The sequence below is a fragment of the Bradyrhizobium iriomotense genome (assembly GCF_018130765.1).
GTDB classification, from domain to species: Bacteria; Pseudomonadota; Alphaproteobacteria; order Rhizobiales; family Xanthobacteraceae; genus Bradyrhizobium; species Bradyrhizobium iriomotense_A.
Window position 1 is genome coordinate 1 of sequence record NZ_JAFCJZ010000012.1, and the last position, 17,995, is coordinate 17,995.

General features: G+C 65.2%; 16 protein-coding genes and 1 tRNA gene. 11 read left to right on the forward strand and 6 right to left on the reverse strand.

What is annotated here, in order from left to right; genetic code table 11:
- Positions 1-120: 120 nt before the first annotated feature.
- Entirely contained in the window at positions 121-759 is a 639-nt protein-coding gene (locus JQ635_RS20670) for a TetR/AcrR family transcriptional regulator (protein ID WP_211411633.1), read from the reverse strand.
- Positions 760-843: 84 nt separating this feature from the next.
- Between JQ635_RS20670 and JQ635_RS20675 the strand changes: the two genes are divergently transcribed.
- The 11 genes from JQ635_RS20675 (at position 844) to JQ635_RS20725 (ending at position 8,271) form a co-directional block, all read left to right on the forward strand.
- Positions 844-1,782 (forward strand): SDR family oxidoreductase, encoded by a 939-nt coding sequence (locus JQ635_RS20675; RefSeq protein WP_211411634.1) that lies wholly within the window; start codon positions 844-846, stop codon positions 1,780-1,782.
- A gap of 26 nt (positions 1,783-1,808) precedes the next feature.
- Positions 1,809-2,468 carry an NAD-dependent epimerase/dehydratase family protein gene (locus tag JQ635_RS20680; protein ID WP_211411635.1) on the forward strand — a complete coding sequence of 220 codons (660 nt, stop codon included), beginning with the start codon at positions 1,809-1,811 and terminating at the stop codon, positions 2,466-2,468.
- A gap of 81 nt (positions 2,469-2,549) precedes the next feature.
- Positions 2,550-2,999 carry a DUF2948 family protein gene (locus JQ635_RS20685; protein ID WP_211411636.1) on the forward strand — a complete coding sequence of 150 codons (450 nt, stop codon included), beginning with the start codon at positions 2,550-2,552 and terminating at the stop codon, positions 2,997-2,999.
- A 281-nt stretch (positions 3,000-3,280) separates the two neighbouring features.
- Complete coding sequence (hisD, locus tag JQ635_RS20690) at positions 3,281-4,576, forward strand: histidinol dehydrogenase (RefSeq protein WP_211411637.1); 1,296 nt, start codon at positions 3,281-3,283, stop codon at positions 4,574-4,576.
- On the forward strand, positions 4,573-5,070 hold the full coding sequence (locus JQ635_RS20695; RefSeq protein WP_211411638.1) for a UPF0262 family protein: 498 nt from the start codon (positions 4,573-4,575) through the stop codon (positions 5,068-5,070). Before hisD ends, JQ635_RS20695 begins: the two co-directional genes overlap by 4 nt.
- Positions 5,071-5,075: 5 nt before the next feature.
- Positions 5,076-5,543, forward strand: a complete 468-nt coding sequence (locus tag JQ635_RS20700) for a low molecular weight phosphatase family protein (RefSeq protein ID WP_211411639.1) — start codon at positions 5,076-5,078, stop codon at positions 5,541-5,543.
- Positions 5,544-5,698: 155 nt separating this feature from the next.
- Positions 5,699-6,328: a Maf-like protein gene (locus JQ635_RS20705; protein WP_018646418.1), complete on the forward strand. Its 630-nt coding sequence runs from the start codon at positions 5,699-5,701 to the stop codon at positions 6,326-6,328.
- Between the two features lie 155 nt (positions 6,329-6,483).
- Complete coding sequence (gene yacG / locus JQ635_RS20710; RefSeq protein WP_211411640.1) at positions 6,484-6,666, forward strand: DNA gyrase inhibitor YacG; 183 nt, start codon at positions 6,484-6,486, stop codon at positions 6,664-6,666.
- A 175-nt stretch (positions 6,667-6,841) separates the two neighbouring features.
- Positions 6,842-6,917: transfer RNA gene (locus tag JQ635_RS20715), tRNA-Phe, on the forward strand.
- A 214-nt stretch (positions 6,918-7,131) separates the two neighbouring features.
- Positions 7,132-7,887, forward strand: coding sequence for an outer membrane protein (locus JQ635_RS20720; protein ID WP_211411641.1), 756 nt, complete (start codon positions 7,132-7,134; stop codon positions 7,885-7,887).
- An 81-nt stretch (positions 7,888-7,968) separates the two neighbouring features.
- Positions 7,969-8,271, forward strand: a complete 303-nt coding sequence (locus JQ635_RS20725) for a DUF6916 family protein (protein WP_211411642.1) — start codon at positions 7,969-7,971, stop codon at positions 8,269-8,271.
- Here the strand turns inward: JQ635_RS20725 and JQ635_RS20730 are convergent.
- The 5 genes from JQ635_RS20730 to JQ635_RS20750 form a co-directional block, all read right to left on the reverse strand.
- Positions 8,253-8,783 carry a GNAT family N-acetyltransferase gene (locus JQ635_RS20730; RefSeq protein ID WP_349631875.1) on the reverse strand — a complete coding sequence of 177 codons (531 nt, stop codon included), beginning with the start codon at positions 8,781-8,783 and terminating at the stop codon, positions 8,253-8,255. The two genes, JQ635_RS20725 and JQ635_RS20730, sit on opposite strands and share 19 nt — an antisense overlap.
- Positions 8,784-8,791: 8 nt before the next feature.
- Complete coding sequence (locus tag JQ635_RS20735; protein ID WP_211411643.1) at positions 8,792-9,319, reverse strand: phage tail protein; 528 nt, start codon at positions 9,317-9,319, stop codon at positions 8,792-8,794.
- A 10-nt stretch (positions 9,320-9,329) separates the two neighbouring features.
- Positions 9,330-9,851, reverse strand: a complete 522-nt coding sequence (locus JQ635_RS20740) for a phage tail protein (protein ID WP_211411644.1) — start codon at positions 9,849-9,851, stop codon at positions 9,330-9,332.
- Positions 9,852-9,860: 9 nt separating this feature from the next.
- A complete protein-coding gene (locus JQ635_RS20745; RefSeq protein ID WP_349631876.1) occupies positions 9,861-10,367 on the reverse strand; it encodes a phage tail protein in 507 nt (168 codons plus the stop codon).
- 152 nt (positions 10,368-10,519) lie between these two features.
- Complete coding sequence (locus JQ635_RS20750) at positions 10,520-17,482, reverse strand: cadherin domain-containing protein (RefSeq protein WP_211411645.1); 6,963 nt, start codon at positions 17,480-17,482, stop codon at positions 10,520-10,522.
- Positions 17,483-17,995: the final 513 nt, after the last annotated feature.

Genomic DNA, 17,995 nt, shown 5'->3' on the forward strand with positions numbered 1-17,995 from the left:
TCCACAAAGCTCGGCTGTCCTGTCCGCTTAACCGCCATCGCTACCCTCCAAGGCTCTGCCCTAGGGAATCACAACTGACGGATTACGCAACAGGCCCACAAGGGGAGAAGGAAGAAGACCTCACTTCAATATCGCCCGGATCGCATCGAAGGTGCGCTTCACGAAAGCCTCTCGCTTGTCGCACGTGCCTTCGTTGAGCCAGCTCTCGCCGCCGACGCGCATCGCGCCGGTTGAGATCATGGCGACGAGCCGCGCCTGCAGCTGGTCCGATTTGTTTCTCGCGCGACGTGCAAGCCCCTCGGCGAGTGCCCGCTCGAGCTTTTCGTATTTGAGCTGGTCGCGGGCGTGGAGCGCGGGATTGTCGCGCTTGAGGCGCGACATCGCGGCCGCTTCCGCGGGATCGAACCGCTTGACCGCCGCGGCGATCGCGTTCTCCGCGGCGGTGAGCATGGATTCCTCCGCAGGCCGTGCGAGGATCTCGGTGACCAGCGCGGCCGCGGCATCCTCCTGCCAGGCTGCGACGACGTCCTCCTTGGAGGCGAAGTAGTGGAAGAAGCTGCGGCGCGAAATGTCCGCGCCGGCTGCGATGTCGTCGATGGTGGTGGCCTCGAAGCCGTGCTCCAGGAACAGTGCCATCGCCGCGCGTTTCAGCCGCTCGCGCGTCTGTTGCTGCTTGCGCTCGCGCAGGCCCGGCGCCGGTGATTTTCCTCCCGGCGTCAATGGCTTGGCGCTTGTCCCGGCGGATTTCGAAACCTTCAAACTATTTCACCTCTTGCAAATTTGCACTCAGTGCACATTTAGACACGTCGCGGGCTTTTTGTAAGCCCCGAACGGAGACATGGCATGACCGACTGGACCACGGCAGACATCCCCTCCCTCACCGGCAAGACCGCGGTCGTCACCGGGGCCACCGGTGGGCTCGGCTACGAGACGGCGATGGCGCTGGCGGGCGCCGGTGCCATTGTCATACTCACCGGGCGCAACGACGCAAAGGGGCTGCGGGCGATCGAGGGGATTTGCGAGCGGTTTCCTGATGCGCTGGTCGCCTATGAGCATCTCGATCTCGCCAGCCTGTCCTCGGTCGCCGATTTCGCCAGGCGCTTTGCCGCCGGCAACGAGCAGCTCGATCTTCTCGTCAACAATGCCGGCGTGATGGCGCTGCCGAAGCGGCAGCAGACCGAGGACGGTTTCGAGATGCAGCTCGGCACCAACTATCTCGGCCATTACGCGCTGACGGCGCGCCTGCTGCCGCAGCTTCGCCGAGCGAAGGCGCCGCGCGTCGTCAGTCTCTCCAGCCTTGCGCATCGCTCCGGCGCGATCAACTTTGACGATCTGCAGAGCACGCGGTCCTATCGTCCCTGGCGCGCCTATTGCCAGTCCAAGCTCGCGATGCTGATGTTTGCGCTGGAATTGCAGCGCCACAGCCTCGCCGCCGGCTGGGGTGTGACGAGCCTTGCCGCGCATCCCGGCTACGCGCGGACCGATCTCATTTCGAACGGGCCGGGTGCCAACACGTTCCAGTGGCGGGTCGGCCGGTTGCTACAGCCGTTGATGAGCCAGTCCGCGGCCGAAGGCGCATTGCCCACCCTGTTCGCCGCGACCTCGCCCGGTGCTGAACCGGGCGGCTATTACGGACCGAACGGATTCTACGAATTGAAGGGGGCGCCCGCGCCTGCGAGGATCATGCCGCAGGCGAAGGATCTCGCCGCCGCGGCCATGCTGTGGGATGTCTCGGCGACGCTGACCGGTCTATCCTTCGACGATATCGCGGTCGCCGCATGAGCCGCGAGGCCGACGGGGTCGTCCCGATGCGAGTGATCATCTTCGGCGCGACCGGCATGGTCGGGCAGGGCGTGCTGCGCGAATGCCTGATCGACCCCGGCATCGAGCGCGTGCTCGTGGTTGGCCGCAGCCCGACCGGCGTGCACGACGCCAAGCTCGCCGAGATCATCCACGATGATTTCCTGAATTATTCGGCGATCGAAGCCCGGCTCACCGGCTACGATGCCTGCTTTTTCTGCCTCGGCGTCTCCTCGATCGGCATAAGCGAGGAGCGCTACCGTCATCTCACCTACGACCTCACGCTCGCGGCTGCCACGACGCTGGCGCGGCTCAATCCGCAGATGACTTTCACCTATGTTACCGGCGCCGGCACCGATTCCACCGAGCAGGGCTCGCGGATGTGGGCGCGCGTGAAGGGCAAGACGGAAAACGATTTGCTCAAGCTGCCGTTTAGGGGCGCCTACATGTTCCGGCCCGGCGCGATCCAGCCGCTGCACGGCGCCCGTTCCAAGACCGCCTGGGTGCAGGCCACCTATACTGCAACCTGGCCGCTCTGGTCGGTGCTGCGCCGGATCTCGCCCAGGCTCGTCACCTCGACCGAGCAGATCGGCCGCGCCATGATCCATGTCGCCCGGGAAGGGTATCCGCGGAAGGTGCTGGAGATGGAGGATATCAATGGCATCTAGCCGGCCAGCCCGTTAGTTGTGAGGAAATTTCGGCGCCTGCGCGCGTTGAACCCCGTCCGCCCTGAAGGAGAAGCGCCGGCGATGTCTCCCCAGCTCAAAATGATCGCGCTCGATGCCGACGACCTCGCTGTCATCTCCACCCATGTCCAGGACGCCCGCGTGCAGGCCTCGGACATCATCTGGCGGCAGGGCGAGAAGCGGCTGGTGGTCGGCATGAGCCGGCTGGACTGGGAGCAGACCCTGGACGGCGCGGCCGAGCCGCGCCGGCTGGTCGCCGCGCTGCGCTTCGACCGCGTGCTCGCCTGCAAATCGCGCAACATCGATTTGGGCGCGCTGGACAAGGTTCTGGACCTCGTTGGCATCGAGTTTCACCCCCAGGACGGCCGCGCCGAAGAGCCCGGCGGCAGCGCCCTCCTGCTGTTCGCCCAGGGCGGCGCCATCCGCCTCGACGTCGAATGCCTGGAATGCGAACTGACGGATCTGGGTACGGACGATTTGGGGACGGGTGTGGAGGTCGAAGGGGAGGGGTGAGGTGGCGCTTTGCGGTATACCAGTAAAACCTGCTCAGATGTCGTCCCGGCCTAGTGCGCAATTGCGCACGGGGGGCCGGGACCCATAACCACCGATGGTGGTTGTTGAGCAGGTCGGAGCCACATCCTCTTTCAACAACAAAGCCTTGGGGTTATGGGTCCCGGCCTTCGCCGGGACGACGCCTCTCAAGGGTTGACGGCGGGGGGCCGCCGCGCCATTGAGCAGGGGGGCCTTGTGACGCCGATCTGCCCCTAAAGCCCAGCCAAAAGATCATAGCCAAAATGCCCGTCCGTCTCGACCGCAGCAGCGCCGATTTTGACCAACGATTCGCGGCCTTCCTCGCCGCCAAGCGCGAGGTTTCAGCCGACGTGGAGGCCGCCGCGCGCGCCATCGTCGACGATGTTGCGAAGCGTGGCGATGCGGCCCTGCTCGAGGCCACCGCCAAGTTCGATCGGTTGAAGCTGGATACATCCGGCCTGCGCGTCACCGCCGCCGAGATCGAGACGGCCGTGAAGGCCTGTGATACCGCGACGCTGGATGCGCTCAAGCTTGCCCGCGACCGCATCGAGACCTACCACAGCCGCCAGCTGCCGAAGGACGAGCGTTTCACCGATCCGCTCGGAGTCGAGCTCGGCTGGCGCTATACCGCGATCGAATCTGCTGGCCTCTACGTGCCCGGCGGCACTGCGGCCTATCCGTCCTCGGTGCTGATGAATGCGGTGCCCGCAAAGGTCGCCGGCGTCTCGCGCCTCGTGATGGTGGTGCCCTCGCCCGACGGCAAGCTCAACCCGCTGGTGCTGGCTGCCGCGCATCTCGGCGGCGTCACCGAGATCTACCGCGTCGGCGGCGCGCAGGCCGTGGCCGCGCTTGCGCACGGCACCGCGACCATCGCGCCGGTCGCAAAAATCGTCGGGCCCGGCAATGCCTATGTCGCCGCCGCCAAGCGGCTGGTGTTCGGCAAGGTCGGCATCGACATGATCGCCGGTCCCTCCGAGGTGCTTGTCATCGCCGACGACACCGGCAATGCTGACTGGATCGCCGCCGACCTCTTGGCGCAGGCCGAGCACGACGCCAGCGCGCAATCGATCCTGATCACTGATTCCGCGCGGCTTGCCGCCGATGTCGAAAAGGCCGTCGAGGCGCAGCTGAAGACGCTGCCGCGCGCGGCGATCGCAGGCAGCTCGTGGGCCGATTTCGGCGCCGTCATCATGGTGAAGAACCTCACTGAGGCGATTCCGCTCGCGGATGCGATCGCGGCCGAGCATCTCGAGATCATGACCGTTGATCCTGACACGCTCGCGGCAAAGATCCGCAACGCCGGTGCGGTGTTCCTCGGGGCCCATACGCCGGAGGCGATCGGCGACTATGTCGGCGGCTCCAATCACGTGCTGCCGACGGCACGCTCGGCGCGGTTCTCCTCGGGCCTGTCGGTGCACGACTTCATGAAGCGCACCTCGATCCTGAAATGCGGCCCGGATCAGCTCCGCGCGCTGGGACCTGCCGCGATGACGCTCGGCAAGGCGGAGGGGCTGGACGCCCATTCGCGCTCGATTGGATTGCGCCTCAATCTGTCATGACAAAGCCGCCCGAACAGGACGACTCGCAGAACCGCATCGTCGGCGTCACGCTCGACGAGGACTCGATCGGCCGCTCCGGGCCGGACATCGAGCACGAGCGTGCGATCGCGATCTACGATCTGATCGAGCAGAACCTGTTCGCGCCCGATGGCGCCGACGGGAAGGGGCCGTTCACGCTGCATATCGGCATCACCGGCAATCGCCTGATGTTCGACATCCGCCGCGAGGACGGATCGCCCGTGGTGGCGCATCTGCTGTCGCTGACGCCGTTCCGGCGGATCGTGAAGGACTATTTCATGATCTGCGACAGCTACTACCAGGCGATCCGCACCGCGACGCCGGACAAGATCGAGGCCATCGACATGGGCCGCCGCGGCATCCATGACGAGGGATCGCGCACGCTGCAGGAGCGGCTGAAGGGCAAGGTGCGGGTCGATTTCGAGACGTCGCGCCGGCTGTTCACGCTCATTACTGTCCTTCATTGGAAGGGCTAAGTGCGATGGCGGGTCCGCCACGCGCACGCGATCCGCAATCGGTGCTGTTCGCCTGCGCGATGAACAGTGTGCGCTCGCCGATGGCCGAGAGCCTGCTGCAGCACATGTTTCCGCAAGGCCTCTACGTGAAGTCGGCCGGAGCCAGGAAGGGTGAGCTCGATCCCTTTGCGATCGCCGTGATGGCCGAGCTCGGCCAGGATATCTCCACGCACAGGCCGCAGACCTTCGAGGAGCTGGAGGACTGGGAGGGGCTGAACTTCGACCTCATCATCACGCTGTCGCCCGAGGCCCATCACAAGGCGCTGGAGCTGACCCGCACGCTCGCCGCCGACGTCGAATACTGGCCGACGCAAGATCCCACCACCATCGAGGGCAGCCGCGACCAGAAGCTCGCCGCCTACCGCGAGGTCTGCGACCAGCTCCTGCTGCGCATCCGCCGGCGGTTCGCCAAGGTCGGCGCGGCGAGCGGGTAGCATCCGGCGGGCGTAACACCCGCGTCACAGACTGAGGGCACAGCGATGTCGGACAGCTCGAATCAGCAAAGTCCGGGTTCCCGGGTTGTGAAATCAGCCCCCTTCCGATAGGTTCCGCGCGCAATTCACCCCTGCCTCATCCCCCAAATCACCTGATGCTTGGCCGCCCCAAATTCGTACTTGCCTCCGGTTCGCCGCGACGCCTGTCGTTGCTCAACCAGGCCGGCATCGAGCCGGACGCGCTCCGGCCGGCCGACGTCGACGAGACGCCGCGGCGGGGTGAGCTGCCGCGCGCCTGCGCCAATCGGCTCGCGCGGGCCAAGGCGGACGCGGCGCTCAAATCGGTGCAGCTCGACGACGAGCTGCGCGGCTCCTTCATCCTCTCCGCCGACACCGTGGTGGCGGTCGGCCGCCGCATCCTGCCCAAGGCCAATCTCGTCGACGAGGCCGCGCAGTGCCTGCGGCTGCTGTCGGGCCGCAATCACCGCGTCTACACCGCGATTTGCCTCGTGACCCCGCGCGAGGCCTTCCGCCAGCGCCTGGTCGAGACCCGCGTCCGTTTCAAGCGCCTCTCGGAGGACGACATCCAGGCCTATATCGGCTCCGGCGAATGGCGCGGCAAAGCCGGCGGCTACGCCGTGCAGGGCATCGCCGGCTCCTTCGTGGTGAAGATGGTGGGGTCCTACAGCAACGTCGTCGGCCTGCCGCTCTACGAGACCACGACGCTGCTCGGCGGGGAGGGCTTTCCGATCCGCTTCGGCTGGCTCAACTCCACCGCGGTCTGAGCGCCAGGGGCGCGCTGACAAAAACCTCGAAAACAACCCCATGCACAGTAGAATGGCCCGGCCGGGTCCGGTCGGCGGCGCGCGTGCCGTCGCTCCAGGAACCCCTTTGCCGACAGGCGTTTGAACTTCCTCACCCCGTGTAAGCTGCGCACCTCATGGACGACCACGTCAAAAAGCCCATCGGGCCGCTCAAAACCTGCCCGATCTGCGGCAAGCCGCAGGCGCAGGCCACCCGTCCGTTCTGTTCCTCGCGCTGCCGCGACGTCGATCTGAACCGCTGGCTGAAAGGCTCCTACGTCATCCCCGGTCGTGACGACGAGGTGGACGACGTGGAATAGTCAATTAATATCAAATGCTTAAGTTAGCTTCCGTCCGACGGTGCCAGCAAGGCCCCAGCTTGTGCACAGCCGGGCCACGCCCCGCGAAGCCAAAGGCGAAGCGTGGGTGGACAGGCAGCTCTCGGCCCACTATAAACCGCCCGCTCGATGGGCTTTGGCCCCTCTCTTGGAGCACGCCCAGGTAGCTCAGTTGGTAGAGCATGCGACTGAAAATCGCAGTGTCGGTGGTTCGATTCCGCCCCTGGGCACCACTTGCGTACAAAACTGCGAACGTTGGGGTCGCGTTTTGATCGCCCGCAATGACCTGCTCCAGGGATCGCGCGATCCCCCACAATGCTGATCGCTTTGTCATCGACCTCGACGCGGTCCACCACACAGGCCCACTTTAAGTTGCGCTTGTTGTCTCCCGGCTACAGCCAGCACCGCCGAATCCGGCTATTTTCGCCGGTCTAAGAGGGAACCGAGATGAAGAAACTACTGCTGGGTGCCATTGTTGTTGCTGCGTTGGATTTTGCCGGTCCGGCCTCCGCCGCCGACTTGGCGGCGCGCCCCCACACCAAGGCGCCGCCGATTCCGGTGGCCGCCGTGTATGACTGGACCGGATTCTACATCGGCGCCAACGGCGGCTGGGGATCGAGCCACAAGTGCTGGGACTTCACCACCCCGGCCGGCGTATTCGTCGCCGACGAGGGCTGCCACGATGCAACCGGCGCCGTTGCGGGCGGCCAGATTGGGTATCGCTGGCAGGCCAGCAACTGGGTGTTCGGCGTGGAAGCCCAGGGCGACTGGGCCGACCTCAAGGGCTCCAACACCAGCTTGGCGTTTGCTCCCTTCGTCAACGCCTCGCGCATTGACGCATTTGGCCTGTTCACCGGACAACTCGGCTACGCCTGGAACAACGTGCTGGTCTACGTGAAGGGCGGCGCCGCCGTGACGGCCGACCGGTTTCATGTCGACACCACGGTTGGCGGCGTGCTGGCGGCCACTGCGAGCAACGATACCCGCTGGGGTGGCGCTGTTGGTGCTGGCTTCGAATTCGGCTTCGCGCCGGGTTGGTCCGCCGCAGTCGAATATGATCATCTCTTCATGCAGGATCGCGTGATCACGTTCACGGACACGACCGGGGCCTTCTTTGCCACAGACCGGATTCGCCAGGACGTTGATCTCGTGACGGCACGAATCAACTATCGCTTCGGCGGCCCGGTCGTCGCCAAGTACTAGGCGGACGCGACGCTGACGAAAGAAGGGCCGGCTCGTCGCCGGCCTTTTTCATGGGTCGGAGCCAAGCAGGGGAGAGCGAAGATGGCGCCATCGGTGGATCTTGCGGCCCTTGTGATCGACGATTTCAGGCCACATCTCAACGGAACCTTCAATCTGCGCAACGGCGGGGAACAGGTGGCACTGCGGTTGGTCCGCGTCGATCGCGCGGGCGAGAGCGGACGCGCGGGCGGCGCATTCTCGCTGTTGTTCGCAACGGCGCAGGGGGCCTGGTTGCCGCAGGCGATCTATGCTGTCGAGCACGCAGCCTTCGGCGCGATCGATATCTTTCTGGTGCCGATCGGGCCGATCGCGGAAGGCAACGGCTATCAGGCGGTGTTTGCGTAGGCGGGGGACGGCGGCGCGCTCCAGCGCATCAGGTCGTAGACGCCCTTGTCCTGCTCGGTGATGAAGCCGAGCCGGCGATAGAGCCGCATGGCCGGGTTCTGTTTCTCGACATGGATCTCGACGCTGCGGCCGGCGGCCGCGGCTTCGTCGAGGAGATCGCGCAGCAGCGCTTCGCCGAGGCCGCATCGGCGATGCTCCGGCAGCAGAGCGATGTCGATGATGCGATCCTCCGTCGGCAATCGCTCGAGATAGAGCCGGCCGACATCCTCGCTGCCACGCATGATGATCAGCCAGTCGGCATCCGGATAATATTGCTGGTAGTGCGTGTGCTGGGCGCGGAACTGCATGTCCAGAAATGCCCTCTTCTGGGTGTCGCTCCATGGCACTGGCGCGAGTTCCTCCGTCCGCGTCGAGGCATAGATGCGTGCGAGCAATGGCAGATCGGCGTCCGTGATGCGCCGGAACGTCAGGCCGGCCTCGACCGCACGTCTCCAGTCCGGCGCCGCTATCACTTGCAAGCTCAGCCGCGCGGCGGGAAGACGCCCTGCAGGGCGATGATGTAGGTCAGCGTCAGGAACGGCGACATGTTGTTGTGCGGCTGATTCCCGCCGGTGAACGTCAGCGTCCCCTGGTTCATCTGGACCAGGTTGGTCGAGACGTTCGACTGATAGTTGGTGCCCGCCTTGGATTTTGCGAGAAACTCCGTCGGAGCCGGCTGCTTGAGTGTACCGACCTCGGTCGAGCCCTGGCCCAAATGGTTGTGGAATGGCATTTCTGATGTCAGCAAGGTGACGCTTTGGACGCCGCTGACCTCGCCGAGGATGCGGTCGGAGAGACCCGGGCCCTGTCCCTGGCCAATCGCGGACGAGCCCTGCAAGTTGGGCAGGGCGAAGGTCGATTTGCCGTCGCCGCCATAGGTGGTGCCGAGCAGCGAGAACAGCGCCGTGTTCTGCGAGATCGGCATCAATTGGCCGTTGCACAGCGCCCATCCGGTGGGCGCGAAAGTCCCGGCGAAAATCCTGATCTCGGCGACGAACGGATTCGACATGGATGGACTCTCAGGTTTGCGAGGGGAAGACGCCGAACAGCGACAGGATGTAGTTGATGCACAGGAACGGCATCATGTTCTCGTGCGGCTGGCTGCCGCCGACGCCCGTGATCGCGTTCGTCGCCAGCGTTGGACCGGCGACGTCGAGGACAAAGGATTCGATCGTCGGCGAGGTCGCCATGATGTTGCCGTTCGGGTTCGTGGCGGTCGCGGCGGCTGCCGTGCACACGAAGGTGTGGTTGTGGCTCGGGATTTGCTGCGTCGTCAGCGTCACGCTCTCGACGCCGTCGAACTGGCCAATAACGTAGCTCTGGGTGATCCCGGGCCCCTGGCCCTGATGGAGCGGCACGCGCCCGCGCAGATCGGGCACCGCGAAGGTCTCCTGCCCGTCGCCGCCATAGGTGGTGCCGATCAGGTTGAATAGCGCGTCGTTTTCCGAGATCGGCAGCAGCCTGCCGTCGCAGAACACCCAGCCGGTCGGTGCGAAATTGCCGCCGAACATCCTGATCTCGCCGATGAAGGGACTGGACATGGCAGGTCTCTAGTTTTGGGACGGGAAAATGCCCTGCAGGGCGATGACGAAATTGATCACCAGGAACGGTTGCCGGTTTTCGTGCGGCTGGTTGCCGCCGGTATTGGTGATCGTCGTGGGATGCAGCGAGGTGGCGCCGGGGAATGCGCCGTAGGGCTTGCCGACCTCCTGCGCGAGGAGGTGGCCCTGCACGGCGGTTTGGTCGCCCTGTATGTTGGACGCGTTGACCAGATGATTGTGCATCGGCATTTCGTTGATGATCAGCGTGTGAGCTTCCTGGCCACCGTTCTGACCGACGGTGAAACCCGAGCCCTGATGGATCGCCGCGCGTCCGCGCAGATCCGGCAGCCCAAACGTGGTCTGACCGTTGCCGCCATACATCGTGCCGAGAATCGAAAAGAGCGCCTGGTTCTGATTGATCGGCAGCAACTGACCATTGCAGAACGCCCAGCCCTTTGGCGGGAAATTCCAGGAAATGAGTTTGACTTCGCCGATGAAAGGTTGGGCCACGCTCACCCCCTGAGATTGGTGCGTACTATCTTACGTTTATCGAATTCGACTATGCTCGTCGATCGTATTGTGCAGGTCAGGCGGAACTTTTTCGATGGACAACCGCGCCACCCGTCGAAGCAGAGGGGCGCGCGGTTGTGTCTGAAAAAAACTACACGTCACATCAGCAGATAGCCGTGGGCCGTGTCGAAGTGCCACAGGCCCGCGAGTATTTTCGTGCCAAGGGCATGCACGTCGGGATGGATGGTGATGACGTCGCCCTGCGGCGGGATTGCCGGGCTGGAGAAGACGGAGAAGTCGCCGCTCTGATGGGTATCGCTGCTGGGCGTCCCGCTCGGTCCGTGCGTGGTCGGTGCGGCGTTCGGATCGAATTGGCTGGCTGCGAGCCATGCCGCGGGGAAGGCAGCGGTATTGTGCACGTCGACGAAGCCGGTGGCTGACGCTGGCGCCGTTGTCGTCGGTGCCCCCGGCGCCGGACCGTGCGGCTCGGAGAACACGAAGTTCTGGCTGGCCGAGGCATTCATGAAGCTGGTGTCGGATTGTGTGGTCGTTGCCTGTGGGGTCGTCGCCTGCGTGGTCGTCGCTTGTGTGGTCGTCGCTTGCGCCACGTCGGCCGTGGTGACCAGCCGCCGCTCACCGGTGTCGAGGTCGACGTTCATCACCCCGTCCTGGCTGGTATCGGGCAGGCCGAGCACGTGGCCGAGCTCGTGCTCGAGCACAGTGAGCAGGTCGATATGGCCGGCGGCGGCGCCTGATGTCGCCACCAGATCGTTCGGCGTCGCGGTGGTCTGGTATTCGCTGTTGTCGGATGGCGTCGGATCGACATACCAGCCCCAGCCCGCCGCGTTGACGTCGATGGTGATGCCATTGGCGTCGGTGTTGGCGAGATAGCCGGAGTCCGGCAGGTCGGCGATCGTCAGCTTGGTATTTTCCAGCAGCGCGATCTGCGACGCGGACGCGCCGGCATCAGCCCAGTGCTGGATCGCGGCGGCCAGAACCGGGGCCAGCGCATCCATGGTGAGGTCGGTACCGCCGTCATGGCCCTGGCCGCCCAGCGCCAATTGCGGCGTCGCCGGCGGCGTCGGCGGCGCCGCATGGTTGAAGGACACGTTGGTGTCGACGCGCATCGTGTTGCCGACCGCGTTGCTGGCGGTCAGGCCGTTGTCGGAGGCCAGCGTCGCGGCATTGGCCTGCGTGACGTTGACCGGGTCGGTGCCGGCGGGCGCGCCGCCGACACGCGCGGTCGTCAGCGTGCCGCTGCCGTCGGCATTGGAGAAGGTGTTGCCCGACAGCAGCAGGTTGATGGCGCTGGTGCCGGCGGTGTTGGAATCGAGCACGGTCAGGCCGCGGAAATCGAGAATGTCGCGGATCGTGTTGCCCGTCACCGTGGCATTGAGGACGCTCGCCGAGTCCTGGGTACCGACGGCGTTGGTGATCGCGATGCCGTCGGCGCCGTTGCCGTCGCCGCCGAGGCTCTGGATGATGTTGTTGGTGATGCTGACCGTCATCGTTCCGCTGGCGGCCTCGTCATGGATGTCGAAGCCGCTGCCGATCTGGACGCCGGAATCCTGCACGCCCTGGATGCCCACGGTGTTGTTCTGCAGGAAGCCGGTCACGGTGCCGGTGCCGAAATGATTGACGGCAATGCCGACCGCGCGGTTGTTGGTCAGCGTGTTGTCGTTGACGTCGAAGTTCAGCGATGCCGACCCCGTCTGGGTCAGCGTGATGCCGGAATCGTTGCTGTCGAACGTGTTCAGGCCGCCGGCGGTGCCGTCGCCGAGATGGACGTTGAGCGTGCCGTCGTCGACCGAGCCGGCAAAGCCCGTTGCGGTGAAATTGGCCGGCGTCGAGATGTTGCCGCTGAAGGTGTTGTTCGTCGCATGCACCGTCGCGGTCGGCGATCCCGCGATGCCGCCGGCGGCGAGATCGATCTGGAATTCGTCGCCGGCATGGGTCGACGCACCATTGTTGGTGAAGGAGCTGTTGGTGACCTGCAGGTCGGTCAGCGTGCCGCCGGTGTTCTTGATGAACACGTTGTGGACGTAGGAATTGCTGACGGTGAGGTTGTTGAAGGTGGTGGGGTGGCTGGCGTTGCCGGTCAGCTCGTAGAGATAGATGTTGCCTTCGCCGTCGCCGGCGGTCGAGTTGCCGTTGCCGGAGACGGTGTCGCCGTTCAGCACGATGCCGTTGACCGTGTTGCCGAGGATGCCGTTGCCCTGGCCGTTCTGGATATTCATGTTGCTGAGGCTGACATCCTGCGTCGATGTCAGGCTCACGCCGTCGCCGGTCGAGTTCTGGATCGTGCCGCCGGAGCCGGCGGTCGTGCCGGTGCCGGTCACCGCGAGGTGGCCGCTGGTGCCGGTATTGTTGAGCACGATGCCGTTCACGGCGCCGTTGGTCGAGATGCTCTTGAACGTGACGTCGTTGGAACCGATCGTGGTGTTGGCGATGTTGAGCGCGGTGCCGGTCGAGGTCGTCAGCGTATTGTTGGCCCCGGTGACGGTCACCGTGCCGCCGCCGGTCGCGGTGAAGGCGTTCGAGGTGCCCGTCGACAGGGTGACGCCGCCGTCGAAGCTCATCGTGGCGCCAGTATTGTTGGTCAGCGAGATGGCGCCGCCGTTGATCGCGCCGTTGAAGTCCTTGGTGCCGCCGGTCTGGCTCGAGATCGCGACCGTGCTGCCGATCGTATCGTTGATGTTGCCGTCATAGGTGAAGTTGACGTTGTTGGCGCCGGTGATGGAGACGTCGGCGGCGGTGGCAGCGCCGTTGTTCAGCGTGCCGCCCGATCCGGTGAACGATCCCGTGGTGTTGTTGAGCGAGATGGCGCTGGTGGTGGTGCCGCTCGCGCTGATGCTGCTGAAATTCATGGCGAGCGTGCCGCCATTGGCGATGTTCACCGCGCCGCCATTGGCGTTGTTGATCGAGCTGTGCGCGACGGTGGCGGTCCCGACAGACGCACCGGAATCCTGCAGCGAGAAGCCGCTGGTGTTGCCGAAGCTGACGCCGTCGATGGTGTTGCCGCTTGCCAGCGTCACCGTGCCGTTGATCGTGACGGAGCCGGCGACCGCTGCTTCGAGCGTGGTGCCGTTGATCGTCAGGCCCTGGTTCTGCGCGATCAGCTGCTGGCCGTTTTCCAGCACGATGCCGCTGTTATAGGTGCCGTTGTAGAGGAAGATGGTGTCGTTGGCGCCGTCGAGCCCGTCCGCAGAGCCGCCGGTCGACAGCGGCGCAAGCGAGGCGAAAGGCTTTTCGGATGAACCGTCGCCGGTGGTGTCGCTGCCGGTCGCCGAATTGACGTACCAGACTTTCGGCGTCGCGACATTGATCGTCACCGTCCCGGTGCCGAGCCCGACACCGGAGGCGCCGGCGTTCTGGTCCGAGACCTGGTAATTGAAGGAATCCGTTCCGGTAAAGCCGACCGCCGGCTTGTAGATGAAGTCGCCGTCCGACTGCATGGTGACGCTGCCGCCCTGCGCGGTCGCAATCGTGCCGGCGACAACGATCAGCGGTCCGGGGCCGTCGATGTCGCTGGCGCCGCTGAGCAGGCTGCCGGAAATGGTCTTCTGCGGGCCGGCCGGATCCGGCGCGCCGTCGGTCGGATCGTTGACCACGAGGTCGGTGTTGCCGATCGCGCTGTTGGCGCCGTTGAAGGTGAAGTTGCTGGCGACCGGCGCATCGTTCACGCCGTTCACCGTGACATGAAGCGTCGCCGTCGAGGTGTCGCCGGCCTGGTCGCCATGCAGCGTGTAGGCGACGTCGAACGTGGCGCTCTCGCCGTCCTGCAGATGCTGGAAGTCGGAGCCGAGATTGACCACGATCTGGTTCGAGCCGTTGACGCTGACCGCGATGTCGGTGACGTCGATGCCTTCGCCCGCGGGCCCAACCACGTTCGTAACTGCACCCGTCGTGATGTTGTTCGGCGCGCCGTGGTCGGCATCGAGCGTGTCGTTGGTGAGCACGGTGAAGGCATGGCCGGACTGGTCTTCGGTCATGCTGCCGGAATCATCGACGGCGACCGGCACGTCGTTGACGCCGTTGACGGTGACGACGAGGTTGGCCGTCGAGGTCTCTCCGGTGTCGCCGGTCAGCGTGTAGGGCACCGTGACGGTGGCGTGCTCGCCGAGCGCCAGCTGCTGGAAGTGGGCGTTGTTCAGCGTCACCTGCACCTGGTTCGCGACGATCGAGGCGGTCGCGTCGGTGTTGACGAAGGTCTCGCCGGCCGGGCCGGTGACGGTGATGCCCGCCGGTCCGAGCGTGATGACGTTCGACGCGGTGGAATCCGGGTCCTGCGAATCGTTGGCGATGACGTTGAACGAGGTCGGCGCATCGTCCTCGGTCATGCTGCCGGTGTCGGCGACGGCCACCGGAAGATCGTCCGCACCATGGATGGTGAAGGTGATCGTCGCGGTGTCCTGCAGGCCGCCGGTGTCCTGGATCGTGTAGTTGAACTGGTCGGTGATCGTGTTGGCCGACGTGTGCAGCGCCTGCACCTGCGCGTCGTTCTGATTGACGGCGTACGTATAGGTGCCGTTGCTGTTGAGATGCAGGGTGCCGTGACTTCCGATCAAATCCTGGCCGACCGTGCCGGTGCCGGTCGAGGCACCCTCGGCGCCGGTGTGAACCGCGACGACGGTCAGCGCGCTGCTCGGATCCTCCGCGTCGGTGTCCTGGACGGCGCCGGCCGAACCGGTGCCGAGGATGACGTTGCCGGACGGATTGGAGCCGGCGATCGCATTGTTGGCACCGCCGGCCTCGGTGGCCGAGAGCGAATCGTCGTTGGCGACGGGCGGTGTGTTCGGGACGATGGTGATGGTGAAGGTCTGCTGGCTGGTCAGCGTGCCGTCGCTGGCCTGAACCGTGACGTCGAAGGTCGGGCTGCCCGCGTTGTAGGGAATCTTGGTGGAATCGGCGACCTTCACCTGACCGGTGGACGCATCGACGGTGAAGCCGCCGCCGGAGGTGTCGCCGACCAGCGAATAGGTCACCGCCGGTCCGTTGACGTCGGTCGATGACGCGGTCACGCCGGCATAGGTGCCGGCCGGGGCATTCATCGACACCTGGTTGACGGCGCCGTCGCTGTCGACCGGGGTCGAGGGCGCAACGTCGGTGACGGCGATGGTGAAGGCTTGCGAGCTCGCCAGCGTGCCGTCGCTGGCTTGCGCGGTCACGGTGTAGCTGCCGCCGGAGGTTTCGAAGTCGACCTTGGTCGAATCGGCGACGGTGACGACGCCGGTGGTCGCATTGATGGTGAAGCCGCCGCCGGAGGTGTCGCCGATCAGCGACCAGGTCACGGCCGGGCCGTTGACGTCGGTCGCGGACGCGGTGATGCCGACGGTCGAGCCATTGGCCGCGCCCTCGGCGATCGTGTTGGTCGCTGCGTTGGCGTCGACCGGGGTCGACGGGGACACGTCTGCCACGGCGATGGTGAAGGTTTGCGAGCTGGTCAGCAAGCCGTCGCTGGCCTGCGCGGTGACGGTGTAGCTGCCGCCGGAGGTCTCGAAGTCGATCTTGGTGGGATCGGCAACGGTGACGACGCCGGTGGTCGCGTTGATGGTGAAGCCGCCGCCCGAGGTATCGCCAGTCAGGCTGTAGGTTACCGGCGGGCCGTTGACGTCGATCGACGACGCGGTGACGCCGACGGTCGAGCCGGCAGCCGCGCCTTCGGCGACCGAGTTGGCCGCCGCGTTGGCATCGACCGGGATCGACGGCGCGACGTCTGACACGGCGATGGTGAAGGTCTGCGAGCTCGCCAGCGTGCCGTCGCTGGCCTGCGCGGTGACGGTATAGGCGTGGCCGGCCGCGCTCTCGTAGTCGATCTTGCTGGGATCGGCGACGGCGACGACACCGGTCGCCGCATTGATGGTGAAGCCGCCGCCGGAGGTGTCGCCGATCAGGCTGTAGGTGACGGCGGGACCGTTGACGTCAGTCGACGATGCGGTGATGCCGACGGTGGTGCCGAGAGCAGCCCCTTCCTGAACCTGGTTGGTCGCGGCATTGCTGTCGACGGGCGTCGACGGCGCCACGTCATCGACCGCGATCGCAAAGCTGCTCGAGGTCGTCGTGGCGCCGTTGGTCGCCTGTACGGTGACGCTGTAGCTGTGGCCTGCGCCGCTGCTCTCGAAATCGATCTTGGTCGGATCGGCGACGGTGACCACGCCGGTGGCCGCATTGATGGTGAAGCCGCCGCCCGAGGTGTCGCCGATCAGCGAATAGGTCGTCGCCGGGCCGTTCGGATCGATCGCGGAGGCGGTGACGCCGACGGTGGTGCCGACTGCGGCGCCTTCCGAGACATGATTGGCCGCGGCATTGGTGTCGGTCGGCGCGCCGATCGTGACGTCGTCGACGCCGATGGTGAAGGTCTGCGAACTCGTCAGCGTGCCGTCGCTGGCCGTGATCGTGACCGAATAGGCGTGCCCGGCCGCGTTCTCGTAGTCGATCTTGCTGCCGTCGGCGACGCTGACCACCCCGGTATTCGGGTCGACCTTGAAGCCGCCGCCCGAGGTGTCGCCGGTGAGCGAAAACGTGACGGTGCCGCCATTGACGTCGGTCGATGCCGCGGTGATGCCGACGAGCGTGTTGACCGCTGCGCCTTCGGCAACGTGGTTGGCGCCCGCATTGCTGTCGGTCGGCGTCGACGGCGCGACGTCCGTCACGTTAATCGTGAACGACTGGGTCGAGGCGAGAATTCCATCGGAGGCCTTCACGCTGATGGTATAAGCATGACCCGGCGCGCTTTCGAAATTGATCTTGGTTGGATCGTTGACTGTGACCACGCCGGTCGCGGCGTCGATCTTGAATCCGCCGCCTGAATTGTCGCCCACCAACGAATAGGTGACGGGACCGATCGCGCTCGTCGCCGACGCAGTGATGCCGACGGGGGTGTTCGCGACCGCGCCTTCTGCCACGCTGTTCGCTCCAGCGTTGGTGTCGACAGGCGTCGATACCGAATCGTGCACCGGGGGCCAGGGCGTGCCGGGCGGGCAGCCGAGATACAGGGCCTTCAGGCCGTAGGTCGCCGCGAACGTCGACGCCGCATCGTCGAGGACGATGTTGCCGTGCGAGTCCAGGATGAGGGCCGGTCGGGTGATGCCACCAGAGGTGTAGGCCGGAATGGTCGTCATGGGAAACTCCTGCAACCGGCGTTGCGCCGATCATTCGCTACGCTGGCCTGGCGCGGATGTTTGTGAACTAGTTAACACGCTGAAGTTGAATTCCGCTTGATGATACGTCGATCGAGCGGGACCGACGTCGATCGGGCCGACGCGCGTAGCGGGATAAAAGCGCTGGCTCAGAAAGCTGATGGTCGGCGGAATCGAAATCGGCCGTCATTGCGCAAACGCCTCACACAAACTCGACGCCGCGACCGGGATCAAAAACAAGGTTCAATAAAAGGGCGGCGACCAAGAAAATTAACGCTTTGGCAACCAAGACGTTAGTGGGGGCGCAACCAGGAGTCAATGTGGCGAAAATGTTCGCCAACTATTCCTGGTAGCATGTTGATGCGGCTGATGTCTTCGCAACCGGTGCGCGTGAGCTGCGCTCTTCGAGCAGGGGACGAAAGCCTGACAGCGATCCGCCCGTCGTTTGGCATGCTGCCGATCTATTTGGACCCGGTGTTGCCGAGGAGTGTGTCG